This is a genomic window from Flavobacterium sp. W21_SRS_FM3, from assembly GCF_052113625.1.
Classification (GTDB): domain Bacteria; phylum Bacteroidota; class Bacteroidia; order Flavobacteriales; family Flavobacteriaceae; genus Flavobacterium.
Window position 1 is genome coordinate 228035 of sequence record NZ_JBGQOD010000004.1, and the last position, 17188, is coordinate 245222.

The window sequence follows — 17188 nt, forward strand, 5'->3', positions numbered from 1 at the left end:
TTGTTTCTATTTCAGTGGTTTTTTAAAAACCTCTTTGTCTCTTAGCTTCAAAAATTAAAATGGCCGCAGCTACAGATACGTTCATGCTGTCAATTTCTCCTTGCATTGGGATAATAATATTTTGAGTAGCAGCATCACGCCATTCTTGCGTTAAGCCTGTGGCCTCTGTTCCAACCACTAAAGCAGTTGCTTGTGTGTAATCTTGTGTGTGGTATGAAGTCGAATTTTGCAAGGTGGCACAGTAGAAATTAATTTTTCGTTCCTTTAAAAAGGCGATTATCTCAGCGGTAGTTCCTGATGCAATCTGGTTTGTAAACAAACAGCCTACACTAGAGCGTACAATATTAGGATTGAAGATGTCGCTTTTAGGATTTGCAATAATTACAGCATCTAGATTAGCTGCATCGGCCGTACGCAGTAAGGCTCCAATGTTTCCTGGCTTTTCTGGAGCTTCGGTAATTAAAATTAATGGAAGTTCAGATAATTTTAAATCCGATAATTGCATTGATTTGCTTTTGGCTACAGCCAAAATGCCTTCAGTAGTATCACGATAAGCAAGCTTTTGAAAAACGGCTGCATTTATTTCGATTAATTCGGTGTGTGGAGCTATTTTTCTGGCCTCAACTTCGGTGCATATTTCGGGATAAAACAATACCGTTTCCAGTTCATAACCCCCTTTTAAAGCTAACGAAATTTCTCGTTTTCCTTCAATCAGAAACGTACCACTTTGCTTGCGATTTTTAGCTTTTTCCTGCAAAAGGACTAATGATTTTATAAAAGGATTTTGAACAGATGAGATTTCTTTCAATGGATTTTAAATTTTGATTATTAAAATAAAAAACAAAGATACACAGAGAAAATGCAGTTTTATAAATTTGATGCAGAATATTTGAGCTCCTTAAAGTTAGTTTGACTAATAAAGAACTTTAAAAACCGGTAAAACGAGTATTTTTTATAGTTTTGCAACTATTGCTACAGTCGCTAACGGCTGTTTTTCTACATTTAATTCAATATTCATGTTTCACTTATTAGATATCATTGGTACACTGGCATTTGCCATGTCAGGAGCGTTAACGGCTATGAGTAAAAGGATGGACCCTTTTGGAGTCTTTATCATTGCTTTTGTTACAGCTGCTGGTGGAGGAACTTTGCGAGACATTTTAATAGGTAGAACTCCTGTAGGCTGGATGCTAAACCTTGAATATGTGATTATGATCTCAATTGGGTTTGTGCTGGCCTTATTGTTCAGAAAAAGATTTGATCAATTGCGCACCTCGTTATTTCTATTTGATACGATTGGTTTAGGAGTTTTTACCTTAATTGGACTTGAAAAAGGAATAAGTGTGGGGTTACATCCAATTATTTGTATTGCTTTAGGAACTATGACAGCTTGTTTTGGAGGTGTAACTAGAGATATTCTTTGCAATGAAATCCCCGTTATTTTTAGAAAAGAAATTTATGCTACAATTTGCATTCTGGGAGGAGCCGTCTTTTTTATTTTGAAAAAATTCAATTTAGACAATGATATTCTATATTTGATAACCTCCATGGTAATAATTTCTGTGCGCTTAATGGCTGTGAAATGGAAATGGTATTTACCTACTTTAGAACATAAATAAAAAGTATTACTTTCACAAAGCCTAAAATTTGACCGTGAAAAATTACGTTGTAAAAAAATATTTTGAAAGCGATTACGCACTTTGGAATAGCTTTATTGGTCAAGCCAAAAATGCTACTTTCCTTTTTCATCGTGATTTTATGGACTACCATAAAGATCAGTTTGAAGATTTTTCTTTGATGGTTTTTAAAGGTAAAAAGCTCGTCGCTGTTTTACCAGCGAATAGAGTAGGTGATGAAGTATTTTCACATCAGGGATTGAGTTATGGGACAATTGTAATTCAAGATGGAATTAGAATAAAAGACTATTTAAAGATCGTGAGGCAGTTAATGCTGTATTTGCATCAGCAGAATATTACATTTGTCTCTATAAAATTGCTACCTAAAGTTTATAATAAGACCTTGTCTGATGAATTAGATTACGCTTCTTTCTTACTGAAAGCTACAACTTATCGTTCTGATATTTATATGGTTTTAGATAATACACAAGAATACAAACCCAATAGAAACAGAAAACGAGCGCTGAAAGTAGCTGATCAGCATGCTATCGAATTGAGAGAGGATGCTAATTATGACGACTTTTGGCAAAATATTTTAATTCCTAATTTAAAAAATCGATTTGAAGTCGCTCCAGTACATTCAGTGGACGAGATAAAGCGATTAGCCTTGCTGTTTCCTAAGCAAATTAAATTATATACTGCTTCCATAGGTAGTGTTTTAAACGCTGGAGTTGTGGTCTTTATAATGGAAAATGTTGTTCATTTTCAATATAGTTCCGCTAAGGAGGACCGGAATAATACTGCTGCTTTAGACGCTCTTTTTGACTTTGTAGTACGCAACTATCTAGGTAAGAAATACATAAGTTTTGGGAATTCATCTGAAATGGAGGGCTACGGATTAAATGAAGGTTTGGCTTACTGGAAAGAAAGTTTTGGTGCTAAGGCATCTGTACAAAATTATATAAAGTTAAAGCCTGAAAACTATAGCTGCCTAGATACAATTGTATTATGATACCATTTCTAGATTTAAAGAAAATAAACGCCCCTTATGAAACTGCTTTTCAAAACAAATTGAAATCGGTTTTAGCAAGTGGTTGGTATGTATTGGGGGATGAAGTCAAGGAATTTGAGACTAATTTTGCTCAGTACTGTAATAAAAAATATTGTGTAGGTGTAGGGAATGGTTTTGATGCATTAGTTTTAATATTTAAAGGTTTTATTCAGTTAGGTAAATTAGAAAAAGGGGATGAAGTTATCGTTCCTGCTAATACCTATATTGCCAGTATTTTGGCTATTTTAGAAGCTGATTTGGTGCCGGTTTTGGTCGAGCCAAAGTTGGACACCTACAACATTAATCCGCAGTTAATCCAAGAAAAAATTACGCTAAAAACCAAGGCTATTTTAGTCGTTCATTTGTATGGGCAATTAGCAGAAATGGAGGTAATTAACAGCATCGCGCTAGCAAACGATATATTAGTTGTAGAAGATGCTGCACAATCCCACGGAGCAATTTTACAGCCCAATATCGAGACCCCGAAACTCACTAACCAAAATGCAATAGCTTACAGTTTTTATCCAGGCAAAAACCTTGGAGCTTTAGGAGATGGAGGGGCTGTTGTGACTAATAATCATGAACTAGCAGCAATTATTAGGACTCTTAGAAATTATGGTTCTGAAACGAAATATTACACCGATTATAAAGGTGTTAATTCCAGACTGGATGAAATGCAAGCTGCTTTTTTAAATGTAAAATTGCCAGATTTAGATACTGACAATGAAAAACGAAGAGCAATAGCGGAAAGGTATTTGTCAGAAATTAAAAACAAAAAGATAATACTTCCATTTTGGGACTTTACTACTAATCATGTTTTTCATTTGTTTGTTATTCGAACAAAAACCAGAGCCGAACTGCAAGAGTATTTATCTCAAAACGGAGTCCAAACAGTAATTCATTATCCCATTGCTCCACACAAACAAAAAGCATTGCAAGAGTGGCATAATTTATCATTTCCTGTCACCGAAAAAATTCACGAGGAAGTTTTGAGTTTGCCTATGAATCCCATAATAACAAAGCAAGAAGTTGATTGTATTATCACCGCTTTAAATAAATATTAGGGATGACCGATAATAAATCTTCCTACCGACAAATTCTTAAAACGACCTCACTATTTGGGGGTGTACAGTTCTTAACTATTATCATTTCCATTGTTAGAACTAAACTGATTGCAGTTTTTATAGGTCCTGCTGGAATGGGGATTATAGCGTTGTTAAATTCGGCAATGAATACAATTACAGGCCTGTCAAGTTTGGGAATAGAGACGAGCGGGGTAAAACATGTTTCAGCTAAATATAAGGAGGGTGAGTTGCAAAGTGTGTCTAGGATTGTCAGTATTATCAAAAAGTTGGTTTTACTTACGGGGATCATAGGGACATTATTTACGATAGTGTTTGCCTCGTGGCTGAGTACGATAACTTTTGGAAGTGGAAACTTTTCTAGTGCTTTTGTCTTGATAGCTGTTACGGTTTTGTTTAAGCAGGTAACAGCAGGACAATTAGTGATTTTACAAGGATTGAGAAGAATGCGGCTTTTGGCCAAAGCCAACTTTTATGGTAATTTATTAGGCTTGTTGGTTTCCGTTCCGTTGTACTATTACTATGGGATTGATGCTATTATTCCCACCATCATTGTGATATCCTTGTCGGCTTTGTTATTTTCATTTTACTATTCAAATCAGGTGGGGATTCAAAACGAAAATATATCTGGCAGGCAACTACTTAACGAAGGTAAAAGTGTAATTAAGCTTGGGATATTGTTAACCATAAGCGGATTACTCACTCTATTGACCACCTATTTAATTCAAATTTATATTGGGAGTAGAGGTGGCTTAGAACAAGTTGGTTTTTACAATGCTGGTTTTACGCTGTTGAATTCCTATGTTGGTATAATTTTTACGGTAATGAGTACAGATTATTTCCCCAGATTGTCAGCTATAAATGAAGATAATGGAAAAGTACGCGAAAGTGTTAAGCAGCAGTCTTTTATTTCAGTGTTGATCATAACACCGATCATTATATTGTTTCTAAGCTTTATTCCTTTAATCATACAGCTTATTTACACGCCCCAATTTAATGTGATCATTCCAATGGTTTGTTTTGGAATATTAGGAATGCTTTTTAGAGCCGTTTCTTGGTCTATGGGGTTTGTTTTAATTGCCAAAGGAGATTCAAAGACTTTTTTGAGAACAGCTATTGGTTTTAATGTAATATCGTTGGCGCTGAATTTTTTAGGGTACTATTATTATGGTTTACAGGGACTAGGATTAAGTTTTTTAGTGTATTATGGAATTCATTTTTTAGGACTAAAATTAATTACTAAAAAAAGGTATGGACTCTATTTCGAAAAGGAGTTTTACTTCACTTATCTTGTTTGCATTACACTGTGCGGTATAACTTTTCTGATGCGTTATATTCCTAATCCGTTTTTAAAATATACTTTAATGGCATTGATGAGTGTAGTTTCGATTACTTTTGTGTTATACCAATTGAATAAAAAGATAGAGTTGAAATCAGTTTTTAATGCTTTAATTAATAAAAAAAATGACTGATATTTTGAAAAGTCCGTATCGCAATTTGAAACTGTTTTATTATAAAATGCGGTTTTACTATACGGTGAACTGGACTAAAACACTTTATTTTAATTTTAAAAAATTCCCTTTTTCAACAGCAAAAAAGTTACCCGTCTTTTTTTATGGAAAGGTAAAATTCAGTTGTATTACGGGAGAGATAAGAATCACAGCACCCATAAAGAGCGGAATGATCGGTTTTGGACAAAAATATGAAATGACTTCAGTAGCAGTGGGAACGGCAGAAATTAACATCACAGGAAAGCTGGTTTTTAATGGGCAGCTGCAATTTGGCAAAGATTACTTTATTTACGTAGGCAAAGATGGGTATTGTGAATTGGGACATATGGCTTCTATGGCTTCAAATGCTAAACTGATTTGTATGGAAAAAGTGGTTCTAGGAGATTATGCCCGTTTTGGCGCAGAGTCTCAAATTATAGACACTAACTTTCATCAAATGATAGATACAAAAACTGGAGAGCGTTATAAGGTAACTAATGCTATTAAGATTGGGAATTACAATTATGTTGGAGGCAGAGTTTCCATAATGGCTGGTACTCAAACACCTCATTATTGTACGATTGCTTCTAATAGTTTATGCAATAAAGATTATTCACTTATAGAAGAAAATAGTTTGTTAGCTGGGATGCCTGCTAAATTAATTCGGACAAATATCTCAAGAGACTGGGAAGGAGAACGCAAACATTTGGATGCGTATTTAACGGTGCTTCAATAGTTAAATAATAGCTATTCTTACTTTTGTTTCAAGAAAAAGGTATTTTAAAAGTAGGATAAAATCCAGATTTTTATACGCTAAAATCATCTCAAAATGAATACGCTTTAATAAGGCTTTATTTTCGTTCTTGGAGCGATTAAGTTCAAACGCTTTTTTTAAAATAAGAAAAGTTGAATGATTGATTTTGTTTCTTTTCTTGTAAAAGCTGGTTCCCATAGAATTAGAAACGATTCTTTTATGAATTAAAATGGCATCTATAAAATCAAATTCATAGCTACGAGAAGCACGAATCCAAAAATCCAAATCCTCATAGGCTAGGTTTTCGTCGTAACCACCAAGCGCATCATATACTGATTTTTTTATCATACTGGAAACAGAGCAAATGCTGTTTCCGCCAGCAAGAACGGATGCATAAATATCTCCTGTAACTCGTTGTTCTAGAACTTTTTTATCCCTGTTTACTGGAAAATAATAAGAATCAAAACCGCCGTTTTCAGTTATCAAAGTCGCATTACCATAAACGACACCTACATTTTTATAGGTGCTTGTTTTAAAAGCATTGACCTGCAAACGCACACAGTTAGCAGCCAACAGATCATCTGCTGCCAAGTCAATGATAAATGTTCCTTTGGCTAGTTTTAATGCCTTATTAAATGCTTTAGTTATTCCTAAATTACTTTCATTAGCTATAAATTGAACCTGAGGAAAGTCCAATAACCAGTTTTTAATTACTGATTTAGAATTATCGCTGCTGCAATCGTCAACAATGATCAATTCAATTTTCTCGTAATCTTGATTGATAACGGATTGCAGGCTCTCCAATACAAACTCTTCCTGATTGTAGCACAAGCAAATAATGGTAACTAATGCTTTATCTTGCATATCTTTTTAAAAGAGTTATATATTTGGTACGAAAATAAGAAATCGATAATGATATTGCCTAACAAAAAAAACAAAATTGCTTTAATTGGTTACCGTCTAAGCGGCGGCGGAAGTGATAAAGTGATGGCAAATCTTTCTCTTTTTTTCGAAAGCAAAGGCATAGAAGTGCATATTATAATTGTTATCGATGAAGTTTCTTTTCCGTATGCGGGCAAGTTAGTTAATTTAGGTTTATTGAAAAATGCTAACAACGGTGCTGTCAATAAACTCAAAAGATTATCGGCATTGCGAACTTATTTAAACAGCAATGATTTTGATTTCATTATCGACTTTAGGTTTAGAACTAAAGTGATTCAAGAACTTTTACTAGCGCGATGGGTTTATAATGCAAAGACCATATTTACTGTTCATAGTTTTTTAATTAATCATTATATGCCGGCTAATCCATGGCTTACACGATTAATATACAATCATTGTTATGCTAATGTGGCACTGGTTCCGGTAATGAAAAGGTTGATTGAAAAAACTCATAAATTACAAAATGTAGTCACCATAGCTAATCCAGTAAACCTTAATGAAATTAGAGAAAAAAGTAGTTATAAGAATACCATTGCTTTCGATTATATCATAGCGATAGGTCAATTTGAAAATCCTATCAAACAATTGGATCAATTGATTTTAAGTTATGGAAATTCCCATTTGCCTGCAAAACAAATTCATCTTTTGATATTAGGAGAAGGAGATCAAGCAGCTTTAGAAAGCGAAGTTAAAAAAGCAAAAGTAGAATCCTTTGTACATTTTTTAGGATATCAAGACAATCCCTACAGCTATTTGAAAAAAGCAAAATTTCTAGTATTAAGTAGTAAAAATGAGGGAATGCCTAATGTTATTTTAGAATCATTAGCTTGCAGTACTCCAGTTGTTTCTTTTGACTGTCCGTCAGGTCCAAGAGAAATGATTACTAATGGAGAAAATGGTATTTTAGTTGAAAACCAAAATTGGTCACAATTAACTGAAGCAATGAATGAAATGGTGGCCAATGACATTTTATATAACCATTGTAAAAAGAATTCACTAGAAAGTATTCAGCCATTTCTACTGGAAAATATCGGGCAACAATGGTTAGATTTAATGAAAATAAGCATAGAATAGCAGATGACAAAAGTAGCAGCAGTTCAATTAGTATCTATTCCCGTTGTAGAAGATGTGCGTGGAAATTTAGGTTATATTCAAAAAGATATTTTACCATTTGAATTCAAAAGGGTATATTATCTTTTTGATGTGCCAAGTTCTGCGTTTAGAGGAGGTCATTCTCATGTGGAACAACAGGAAGTTTTAATTGCATTGAGTGGTAGTTTTGAAGTAATTTTAAATGATGGATTCGAAAAAAAATCTTTCTTACTGAACAAACCTAATATTGGATTGTACATCCCAAATGGAATTTGGAGAGAACTAGAAAATTTTTCCTCTGGAGCAGTTTGCTTGGTTTTAGCTTCAGATGAATTTATCGAAGAGGATTACATTAGAGATTATGATGAATTTATAAACGCCAAAAAATGAAATTGCTATACCTAGTTCCTAATTGTAATACTGAGGGTGGAGTAGCTAGAGTACTTTCGATAAAGACTAATTATCTTATAGAAAAATGTGGATATGAAATCCACATTCTTACCCAAAACAATGGTAATTCCAAGCGGTTTTATAATTTTAATTCTAAAATCATTTTTCAGGATATGATATTGGATGGCAACAGCTTTCAGTTTTTGAAAAAATATCAGAAAAATCTAAAACAGCATATTTCTATTGTAAAACCAGATGTTATTATTGTTTGTGATAATGGGTTAAAAGCATTTACTGTTCCATTTATTTTGAATACCAATATTCCTTTGTTGTTTGAATGCCACGGTTCAAAATACATTCAAGAAAATAATCCGAAAAACAGCTACTTATCACAAGGCTTTGATTTTTTAAAATATAAATTCAAAGATTTCAGCGTCCAAAAATTTGATTTTTTTATTGCTTTATCTGAAGAAAGTTTACAGGAATGGAAAGTGTCGAAAGCTACCGTTATTCCTAATCCATCTTGGATAACTACCACAACCGATAATTTACTGGAGAAAAAGAAAGTCATAACGGTGGCAAGAAATTCATTTGAGAAAGGCCTGGATCGATTACTTTCGATTTGGCAAAAGATAACGGTATTACATCCTGACTGGGTTTTAGAAATTTATGGTGATGGATTAGAACCACTGACAGTGCTGGCTGAAACATTGCAGATTAGTTCCTCAGTATCGTTTAATAAATCAGTGGTTAATATTGAAGAGAAATACAAGGATGCTTCGTTGTATGTAATGACTTCTAGGTCGGAAGGTTTTCCTATGGTCCTTATTGAAGCAATGGCTTCCGGATTGCCTTGCATTGCTTATGATTGTCCGGTGGGTCCAAGAGCCATTATAAGTAATAATGAAAATGGATTTCTTATTGAAAACGGTAACGAGAGTCAGTTTGTAGACCAGCTAAGCTTACTGATGAGAGATGCTGTTTTAAGAAAAGAGTTAGGGAACAATGCTGCTGAAACAGCTGCTAAGTATGACTTAGATAAAATTATGTTGCAGTGGAAAACTCTTTTCGAAACGGTGATAAAGAAAAATTAATTGTTCCTAATAGTACAGAAATATCCCAATTTGAACAGGTCAAATAAGAAAATAGAAGGTTTTTCTGAGAGTAAATTTCGACCAATACTATTTTCAGATTTTTTGAATAGAAAGGACAAGAGAGCTGTAAGCCTAATTTTTTGCACCATTTCATAAGTGGAAACTAATCGGCTGTTTTCTTCGGTAATTTTATTAGCTGCTACTAATAAAGCCAAATTGTTCAAAGCAATTTTAGTTTTGTTTAAAAACTGTGATGAGGTTTCTAAATTCAAGTGATAGGTAGGATTATCTATATGTTGGATTTTAATTCCTTTCGATTTTAAAACAGCCAAAAAGCACAAATCTTCATAGCCGTATGTTGTTATGGAGTTATCAAAAGGGTATTTCGAAAAAACACTTCTTCTAATTAATAAGTTAGACGTTAAAGCATTTTTGTACCCGTTATTTTTTCTTTGACTAATTGGTACAGACTCTCTTTTAATGCCATAGACATATCTTAAAAGTTGTTCTTTTTGCGGTTTGTTAGTTTGGTATTCAATCCCTCCAAATACTAAATCGGGTTTTTCTTGCTGGATTATTTCTAGGTAATTTCTAATAAAATTTGGATCCTTTGGATAAGTATCACAATCCATGATAAGCAAGTGCTCAAATTGCGCCTTAGAAGCAAGAAGATTAATGTTTATGCCTCTACCTTGATTGTACGCATTATTGTGATAATGAGTATTTGTAAGCGTACTGATTTTTTGGTTTTCGATAATAAAATCAGTAGAGGCATCATCCTGACAAAGGATTTCAAAGTTGACATCACATTCCACACACTGTTGATGCAATTCCAGAACTAAAGGATAGGCATTGTAATTGTATATAGGAATAAGAATGGAAAGCATTACACTGTTCTCTGAACGACTTCAAAGATTTTAGTGTCTTCACATTTCAATGTTTTTGAAGGGAATTTCATTAATAAGGCATAATCGTGTGTAGCCATAATAATTGTTTTTCCGTTTTCATTGATCTTTCTTAGCACTTCAAGAACTTCAGTACTGGTTTGTGGGTCAAGATTACCAGTTGGTTCGTCAGCAAGTATAAGTTCTGGATCGTTAAGCAAAGCTCTTGCAATAGCAACACGCTGTTGTTCCCCACCTGAAATTTGATGTGGCATTTTACCAGCATATTCTTTCATGCCTACTTTGTCTAAAACTTCGTCAATCTTACGGTCCATTTCCACTTTGTCTACCCAGCCTGTCGCTTTAAGAACAAATAACATATTGTCTTTAATCGTACGGTCTGGTAGTAATTTGAAATCTTGAAAAACGATTCCGATTTTTCTTCTTAAAAACGGAATGTCATTTTCTTTTAAGCTTCCTAAATCAAAATCTACTATATGTCCTTCGCCTTCATTTAATGGTAAATCAGCATAAAGCGTTTTCATTAAACTACTTTTTCCAGAGCCTGTTTTTCCAATGATGTATAAAAATTCACCACGGTTTACTTCCAAATTGATATTTGATAAAATAACTTTATCTTCTTGATAGATGGTTGCGTTTTTTAAAGACAGTATAGCTTGAGACATAATTGGCATTTGTTTATTGGGTAAAAGTAATAAGATAACGCATCTATTCAAAATAAATTTCGCCAATTAAATCTAATGTGCAAAAATATAATGGCGCGGTACTTGATAGATTTTGAAATCAGATTATACTTACGTTCTTATTGAGCAAGTTCCTCCGCCTTATAGATTCCTGCAATAGTGGTTAATTTGATTGTTAAAAAATTTGTTTATAATAAAAGCGAGCGCCCATTCGTTATAGACGTTAGAATATAATACATTTGAATATTAAAAAATAAAATCAAAATGCGTAAACTTTCCTGGCTTTTCTTATTCTTGTTTTTTGCGGGAGCAATCTCAACATCAGCACAAAAATCGACCATATATACTCATGAATTAAATGATTTTAATAAAGCAGTAGCTTTGTTCAAAGACCAACAATATGCGTCTGCTCAAATCATTTTTGAGCAAGTTAAGGCAGAGACAACAAATGACGAAGTAAAATCAGATTGTGCATATTATAATGCTAACTGTGCTATACGATTAAACCAGCAAGGTGCCGATGTTTTGATGGAAAAATTTGTTTCAGATTATCCAACAAGTGCTAAAAGTAACCAAGCTTTTATTGAAGTTGCACATTATTATTTTGAACAAGGTAGTTACCCACAAGCTTTACAGTGGTTTGAGAAAGTAGATGAAAGCCAGTTGACATACAAAGAAAAAGATAAATTTAATTTTCAAAAAGGCTATGCTTTCTTTAGTTCAAAAAATAAAAAAGAAGCAACTGCTTATTTTAATAAAGTAGTAAACTCTGCTGAGTATGGCTCACAAGCTAAATATTACTTGGGATTTATGGCTTACGAAGGAGATGATTATAAGGAAGCAACAAAATATTTTGATGCTGTTTCTGGTGAAGAGAAATACAAAGAGAAGCTTTCTTATTACCAAGCTGACATGAATTTTAAACTGGGTAATTTTCAAAAAGCAATAGACTTAGGTGAAAAAGCCATGGCAAAATCAAATGCTATTGAAAAATCTGAGCTGAATAAAATTATTGGTGAAAGCTATTTTAATTTAAAAAAGTATGACAAGGCAATTCCTTATTTAGCAGAATATAAAGGTAAAAAAGGTAGGTGGAACAATACTGATTTTTACCAATTGGGTTATGCGTATTACAAGCAAAATGATTATGAAAATGCCATTTCTCAGTTCAATAAAATTATCAATGGAAAAGATTTTGTAGCTCAAAATGCTTACTACCACCTAGGAGAAAGCTACCTTAAATTAGACAGAAAACAACAAGCATTAAATGCTTTTAAAAACGCTTCTGAAATGAGCTTTGATGCCGCGATTCAAGAAGATGCAAGTTTAAACTATGCTAAATTAAGCTATGAAATAGGGAATTCTTATCAGACCGTTCCGGAAGTATTGTTAGGTTTTACTAAAAAATATCCTAATAATGCCAGTCGTTCAGAAGTTGAACGATTGCTGATTGATTCTTATATTTCGTCAAAAAACTATAAGGAAGCATTAGTGCTATTAGAGAAAAATAAAAGCCCTGAAAATAAATTAGCTTATCAAAAAGTTACATTTTATAGAGGTTTAGAACTGTATGCTGATCGCAATTACTCAGAAGCTGCAAAAATGTTTAAAAAATCTCTGGACGAACATATTGATGCTAGTTTTACAGCTAGAGCCACTTTCTGGAAAGGGGAAACAGAATATGTTTTGGGTGATTATAAAAACGCTTTACTAAGCTTTAAACAGTTTGTAAGCGCACCACAAGCTACTAAAACTGTCGAATATAAGAACAGCAATTACAACATTGCATACGCTTACTTTAAGCTCAAAGAATACGACCAAGCAGCTAACTACTTTCAAAACCAGATTGACAATGTTAAGGATGATAAAGTGCTTATGAATGATGCTTATTTGCGCTTAGCAGATTGCCGCTTTGTTACTTCAAAATATTGGCCAGCGATGGAAGCCTACAATAAGGTAATTGAATTTAAAGGTGTTGATGCTGATTATGCCTATTATCAAAAAGCAATTTGTTATGGTTTTGTTGCTAAAAATGACAAGAAAATTGAGGAGTTGAATGCTTTTGTTCAATTGTATCCAAAATCAAGTTACAAAGACGATGCTTTGTATGAGTTAGCCAATACTTATGTAGCAAGTAATAAACAAGACTTAGCCTTAAAAACCTATGACCGTTTAATTACTGAATTTAAAAAAGGATCTTATACAGCAAAAGCTATTTTACGTCAAGGGTTAATTTATTACAATTCTGACAAAAGTGATCAAGCTTTAACTAAATTTAAGATGGTTGCTGCTGACTATCCAAAAACTCCTGAAGCTCTAGAAGCGGTTTCTACTGCTCGTTTAATATATGTTGATAGCGGTAAAGTGGATGAATACGCTAGTTGGGTGAGAACATTGGATTTTGTTGCCGTAACGGATGCTGATCTAGATAATGATACTTATGAGTCAGCTTTCAAGCAATTTGAACAAAATAATAACAGACAAGCAGCTGCAGGATTTACAGCTTATTTATCCAGTTTTCCAAGAGGTATTCATGCACTTCAGGCCAACTTTTATTTAGGACAAATCTATTTTACAGAAGGACAAAAAGACAAAGCTATAAGCAATTATCAATATGTGATTGACCAACCTCGAAGCGAGTTTTCTGAACAGTCTTTAGCGAGATTATCTCAAATATTATTAGATAATAATCAAAATGCGAAAGCGATTCCTGTATTACTTCGTTTAGAAAATGAAGCTGACTTTCCTCAAAACAAAGTATTTGCACAGTCTAATCTGATGAAATGTTATTATGATAAGCAAGATTATACCAACTCAGTTATTTATGCTGATAAAGTCTTAGCGAATGCTAAAACAGATGATAATGTAAAAAGTGATGCTCAGATTATTATTGCTCGATCAGCAATGAAAACTGCAGATGAAAACAAAGCAAGAGCTGCTTACGCTAAAGTGTTAGCTATTGCCAAAGGAGAGTTAGCTGCAGAAGCATTGTACTATGATGCTTACTTTAAAAATAAAGATGGTAAATACGAATTATCAAATACTGCGGTGCAAAAATTAGCGAAGAACTATTCTAGTTACAGGTATTATGGTGCTAAAGGTTTGATTTTAATGGCGAAAAACTTTTACGGATTAAAAGATAGTTTTCAAGCGACTTACATTCTAGATAATGTGATTAAAAATTTCACTGATTTCACTGATGTTGTCGCTGAAGCTCAAAAAGAGTTAGACATGATCAAGGCAGAAGAGTCTAAAACAAATTCATCGATTGTAAAATAGAAAATGAAACAAGGGAAACTATCGGATCCTAATCATATTTTCGTAACAACTCATAAAGAATGAAGTTAGCTTTTTACATCGTAGACGTTTTTTCAGATAAAAAGTATGCTGGCAATCAACTGGCTGTTTTTAATAATGCCGCAGGCCTAAGCGATAAACAAATGCAAGTTATTGCCGCAGAAATTAATTTTGCTGAAAGTACGTTTATTACTAAAATAGATCAAGAAAACAATTCAGCTGAGATTCGAATTTTCACTCCAGCTAAAGAGATGCAGTTTGCAGGGCATCCTATTATTGGCACATCATGGGTTTTAATGAATAAATTATTCAAGGAAACCAGTAAGAATATACGAGTTTCAGTTTCTATTGGGGAAATTCCGGTATCTCAATCAGATAAGCAGCTTTGGTTAAAAGCAGCCCAACCAGAGTTTTATGCTGTTTTTTCAAAAGTAGATTTTTTGGATTTCAGTAATTTAAAATCAAATGATTTTGATGAACGCTTTAAAATTCAGGAAGTGAGTACAGGTAGCGCTTTTGTAATTGTTCCAGTAAAAGACAAAGGGGCGTTAGAAAAAATACAGCTGAATAAGGAGCTTGCTGAAAAATGGTTAGATAAAAATTGTAAAACAAGCCATAGGGCATTTTACTTTTTTTGTTTGGAAGACAAAAAGTTAAGTTCGAGAATGCTGTGTATTGAAAATAATCAACTCATTGAAGACGCCGCTACTGGGAGCGCCAGTACTTGTTTACAAGCTTTCTTGTTGAAATATCATGACAGTGAAATAGAGTTAATCAATAACCAAGGCGAATTTATAAACAGAGCTTCTCAGATCTTTTTTAAAGGGAGTCTAACTAAAGAAGTTTATGATATAAAAATTGGTGGACAAGCACAATTTATTGCACAGGGAGAGTGGGAAGTCTAATAAAACAGTAATAATACAACAGAAAAATAAGTTAAGAGTATTCTTAATTCCAATAAAAATATAAAATATGAAATTCAGTTTCCAAAATAAAATCAGCATCACATTTTTACTAATGATCGTTCAGGTTTCTTTTGCACAAAAGAAAGAAGAAAACATAGGTTCAGAAGTCGTAAATGTTGTAAAACCGTATACTCCCACAATTTCTGACGCATTTAAAATTCAGGAAACACCAGTATTAGAAGATGAAGGAAATGCTAAAAAAGAGACAATCAAATATTCCATTTTTTCATTTCCAGTTGCCTCAACATTTACTCCTTCTAAAGGAAAAGCTGAAGGCGTGGATAAGACAAAACAAGCGCATTTGTATAAAAACTATGCAACACTCGGTTTTGGAAGTTATAGAACACTGAATGCGGAGTTATTTGTTAACCAAGACTTAGGAAATAACGATTATGTAGGAGGCATGTTTCGCCACCTTTCTTCACAAGGAGGTATTTCAGGAGTGGAGTTAGATGACCGTTACTATGATACTTCAATTGATTTGACATATGGAGCAAATTATAACAACCTTTCTTGGAATATGGATTTAGGGTATAACAATCAAATTTATAATTGGTACGGTCTACCTGCTGATTTTGGAAAAACACTTTCAGCAAATGACAGAAGTCTTTTGATCAATTCGATAAACCCGCAGCATGTTTATAATACAATTTCTTTAGGAGGTAAATTAGTTATGAATGATGGAATTTTAGAGGATGCTAGTATAAAATTTAACCGCTTCACCGATACTTATGGTTCGGCTGAAAATAGATTTTATGTAAAGCCTACATTGCAATTTGATGTGATGGATGAGGCGATTAAAACGAATATTATTGTGGATTATGTAGGGGGTAGTTTTGAGAATAATTACTTAAAAACAAATTCGCAACCATTAAAATATGGCTACACAAATTTTGGTATAGCACCTAGTTTTGTAATGCAAAAAGAAGATTGGACTTTAAATATTGGTGCTGCTGTATTTTACAGTATGGATAATGAAAACAGTTCAAATTCGTTTTATGTTTATCCACAAATTAATGCTTCTTACAAGGTGGTGGGTGATTTGATGATCTTCTATGCTGGAGCCGAAGGGAATTTAGAACAAAACAGCTACATGAATTTTGCTAATGAAAATTCATTTTTATCACCCACTTTTGATGTTACCCCGACAGACAAGCAATATGATGTTTTTGCAGGTTTAAAAGGAAAATTGATAAATAATGTGAGTTATAATATTCGTGGTTCGTATGCGAATGAGAGAAACAAAGCGCTATATAAGAGTAATAGTTATACTGAGAACGCAACTAATGAAGATTATGCTTTTGGCAATTCTTTTCAAGTTGTTTATGATGACATGAGAACATTGAGTTTTTCGGGAGATTTAAAAGCTGATTTCTCGGAGAATGTTACTTTTGGAATCAACGGAGAGTATAATACGTTCACGAATGATTTTGAACAAGAAGCTTGGAATTTACCTAAGATAAAAGTCAATGCAACAGTTGATTTTAATGTGACACCTAAATGGTTTGCAGGTACAAGTGTTTTCTATGTTGGGGAAAGAAAAGACATGCAAGTAAATACCAACTTCAGTGTTGATGCTACTCCAATGACCTTGGAAGGTTATTTTGATGTGAATGTCCATTTAGGATACAAATACAACGACCGTCTGACGGGTTTTCTTAGAGCAAACAATATTACCAATAAAGCTTATGAAAAATGGCTGAATTACCAAGTACAAGGGTTTCAAATTGTGGCAGGAGCAAACTATAAATTTGATTTTTAATTAATGCTCTAATGTATTTCAACTGAATACAGGAACAAATAAAAAAATGGCTTCCAGTTTAGGAA

The 17188-nt window shown here is 33.4% G+C and carries 15 protein-coding genes; 11 read left to right on the plus strand and 4 right to left on the minus strand.

The genetic code is table 11. The features are described 5' to 3' along the window. Positions 1 to 22 precede the first annotated feature (22 nt). Positions 23 to 808: a TrmH family RNA methyltransferase gene (locus ACEN2K_RS08950; RefSeq protein WP_441758988.1), complete on the minus strand. Its 786-nt coding sequence runs from the start codon at positions 806 to 808 to the stop codon at positions 23 to 25. 208 nt (positions 809 to 1016) lie between these two features. Here ACEN2K_RS08950 and ACEN2K_RS08955 point away from each other — a divergent pair, with 208 nt between their 5' ends. Genes ACEN2K_RS08955 through ACEN2K_RS08975 form a run of 5 tightly spaced genes read left to right on the plus strand, consistent with a single transcriptional unit; the run spans position 1017 to position 5975 of the window. After that, the gene (locus tag ACEN2K_RS08955) at positions 1017 to 1619 is read left to right on the plus strand and encodes a trimeric intracellular cation channel family protein (protein WP_441758989.1); all 603 of its coding nucleotides are present in this window, start codon (positions 1017 to 1019) and stop codon (positions 1617 to 1619) included. A gap of 34 nt (positions 1620 to 1653) precedes the next feature. Next, the gene (locus tag ACEN2K_RS08960; RefSeq protein ID WP_441758990.1) at positions 1654 to 2628 is read left to right on the plus strand and encodes a GNAT family N-acetyltransferase; all 975 of its coding nucleotides are present in this window, start codon (positions 1654 to 1656) and stop codon (positions 2626 to 2628) included. Further along, entirely contained in the window at positions 2625 to 3731 is a 1107-nt protein-coding gene (locus ACEN2K_RS08965) for a DegT/DnrJ/EryC1/StrS family aminotransferase (RefSeq protein WP_441758991.1), read from the plus strand. Before ACEN2K_RS08960 ends, ACEN2K_RS08965 begins: the two co-directional genes overlap by 4 nt. 2 nt (positions 3732 to 3733) lie before the next feature. After that, positions 3734 to 5221 carry an O-antigen translocase gene (locus ACEN2K_RS08970; protein ID WP_441758992.1) on the plus strand — a complete coding sequence of 496 codons (1488 nt, stop codon included), beginning with the start codon at positions 3734 to 3736 and terminating at the stop codon, positions 5219 to 5221. After that, positions 5214 to 5975 carry an acyltransferase gene (locus ACEN2K_RS08975; RefSeq protein ID WP_441758993.1) on the plus strand — a complete coding sequence of 254 codons (762 nt, stop codon included), beginning with the start codon at positions 5214 to 5216 and terminating at the stop codon, positions 5973 to 5975. Before ACEN2K_RS08970 ends, ACEN2K_RS08975 begins: the two co-directional genes overlap by 8 nt. Here ACEN2K_RS08975 and ACEN2K_RS08980 read toward each other — a convergent pair whose 3' ends face one another. Continuing rightward, positions 5976 to 6857 (minus strand): glycosyltransferase, encoded by an 882-nt coding sequence (locus tag ACEN2K_RS08980; RefSeq protein ID WP_441758994.1) that lies wholly within the window; start codon positions 6855 to 6857, stop codon positions 5976 to 5978. A gap of 48 nt (positions 6858 to 6905) precedes the next feature. Here ACEN2K_RS08980 and ACEN2K_RS08985 point away from each other — a divergent pair, with 48 nt between their 5' ends. The 3 genes from ACEN2K_RS08985 to ACEN2K_RS08995 are packed head-to-tail and all read left to right on the plus strand — an operon-like array spanning position 6906 to position 9511. Then, positions 6906 to 8009, plus strand: a complete 1104-nt coding sequence (locus tag ACEN2K_RS08985; protein ID WP_441758995.1) for a glycosyltransferase — start codon at positions 6906 to 6908, stop codon at positions 8007 to 8009. Positions 8010 to 8012: 3 nt separating this feature from the next. Beyond that, positions 8013 to 8417, plus strand: coding sequence for a sugar 3,4-ketoisomerase (locus ACEN2K_RS08990; protein ID WP_441758996.1), 405 nt, complete (start codon positions 8013 to 8015; stop codon positions 8415 to 8417). Next, the gene (locus ACEN2K_RS08995) at positions 8414 to 9511 is read left to right on the plus strand and encodes a glycosyltransferase family 4 protein (protein ID WP_441758997.1); all 1098 of its coding nucleotides are present in this window, start codon (positions 8414 to 8416) and stop codon (positions 9509 to 9511) included. The genes ACEN2K_RS08990 and ACEN2K_RS08995 overlap by 4 nt, the downstream gene beginning before the upstream one ends. On the opposite strand, the gene ACEN2K_RS09000 is transcribed toward ACEN2K_RS08995, so the two are convergent. Beyond that, a complete protein-coding gene (locus tag ACEN2K_RS09000) occupies positions 9508 to 10398 on the minus strand; it encodes a glycosyltransferase family 2 protein (RefSeq protein WP_441758998.1) in 891 nt (296 codons plus the stop codon). The two genes, ACEN2K_RS08995 and ACEN2K_RS09000, sit on opposite strands and share 4 nt — an antisense overlap. Then, on the minus strand, positions 10398 to 11081 hold the full coding sequence (locus tag ACEN2K_RS09005; RefSeq protein WP_441758999.1) for a cell division ATP-binding protein FtsE: 684 nt from the start codon (positions 11079 to 11081) through the stop codon (positions 10398 to 10400). The genes ACEN2K_RS09000 and ACEN2K_RS09005 overlap by 1 nt, the downstream gene beginning before the upstream one ends. Positions 11082 to 11363: 282 nt before the next feature. On the opposite strand from ACEN2K_RS09005, the gene ACEN2K_RS09010 reads away from it, so the two are divergent. The 3 genes from ACEN2K_RS09010 (at position 11364) to ACEN2K_RS09020 (ending at position 17123) form a co-directional block, all read left to right on the plus strand. Next, positions 11364 to 14378, plus strand: a complete 3015-nt coding sequence (locus ACEN2K_RS09010) for a tetratricopeptide repeat protein (protein WP_441759000.1) — start codon at positions 11364 to 11366, stop codon at positions 14376 to 14378. 59 nt (positions 14379 to 14437) lie between these two features. Next, positions 14438 to 15301 carry a PhzF family phenazine biosynthesis protein gene (locus tag ACEN2K_RS09015; RefSeq protein ID WP_441759001.1) on the plus strand — a complete coding sequence of 288 codons (864 nt, stop codon included), beginning with the start codon at positions 14438 to 14440 and terminating at the stop codon, positions 15299 to 15301. A gap of 67 nt (positions 15302 to 15368) precedes the next feature. Next, positions 15369 to 17123: a TonB-dependent receptor gene (locus tag ACEN2K_RS09020; RefSeq protein ID WP_441759002.1), complete on the plus strand. Its 1755-nt coding sequence runs from the start codon at positions 15369 to 15371 to the stop codon at positions 17121 to 17123. The last annotated feature ends 65 nt before the right edge of the window (positions 17124 to 17188 follow it).

Bases quoted from the DNA above. Each gene is read 5' to 3' on its own strand.
- ACEN2K_RS09005 (WP_441758999.1), bottom strand. From the start codon at position 11,081: ATGTCTCAAGCTATACTGTCTTTAAAAAACGCAACCATCTATCAAGAA.
- ACEN2K_RS08990 (WP_441758996.1), top strand. From the start codon at position 8,013: ATGACAAAAGTAGCAGCAGTTCAATTAGTATCTATTCCCGTTGTAGAA.
- ACEN2K_RS09020 (WP_441759002.1), top strand. From the start codon at position 15,369: ATGAAATTCAGTTTCCAAAATAAAATCAGCATCACATTTTTACTAATG.
- ACEN2K_RS09010 (WP_441759000.1), top strand. From the start codon at position 11,364: ATGCGTAAACTTTCCTGGCTTTTCTTATTCTTGTTTTTTGCGGGAGCA.
- ACEN2K_RS08995 (WP_441758997.1), top strand. From the start codon at position 8,414: ATGAAATTGCTATACCTAGTTCCTAATTGTAATACTGAGGGTGGAGTA.
- ACEN2K_RS09000 (WP_441758998.1), bottom strand. From the start codon at position 10,398: ATGCTTTCCATTCTTATTCCTATATACAATTACAATGCCTATCCTTTA.
- ACEN2K_RS08965 (WP_441758991.1), top strand. From the start codon at position 2,625: ATGATACCATTTCTAGATTTAAAGAAAATAAACGCCCCTTATGAAACT.
- ACEN2K_RS08980 (WP_441758994.1), bottom strand. From the start codon at position 6,857: ATGCAAGATAAAGCATTAGTTACCATTATTTGCTTGTGCTACAATCAG.
- ACEN2K_RS09015 (WP_441759001.1), top strand. From the start codon at position 14,438: ATGAAGTTAGCTTTTTACATCGTAGACGTTTTTTCAGATAAAAAGTAT.
- ACEN2K_RS08985 (WP_441758995.1), top strand. From the start codon at position 6,906: ATGATATTGCCTAACAAAAAAAACAAAATTGCTTTAATTGGTTACCGT.
- ACEN2K_RS08955 (WP_441758989.1), top strand. From the start codon at position 1,017: ATGTTTCACTTATTAGATATCATTGGTACACTGGCATTTGCCATGTCA.
- ACEN2K_RS08970 (WP_441758992.1), top strand. From the start codon at position 3,734: ATGACCGATAATAAATCTTCCTACCGACAAATTCTTAAAACGACCTCA.
- ACEN2K_RS08975 (WP_441758993.1), top strand. From the start codon at position 5,214: ATGACTGATATTTTGAAAAGTCCGTATCGCAATTTGAAACTGTTTTAT.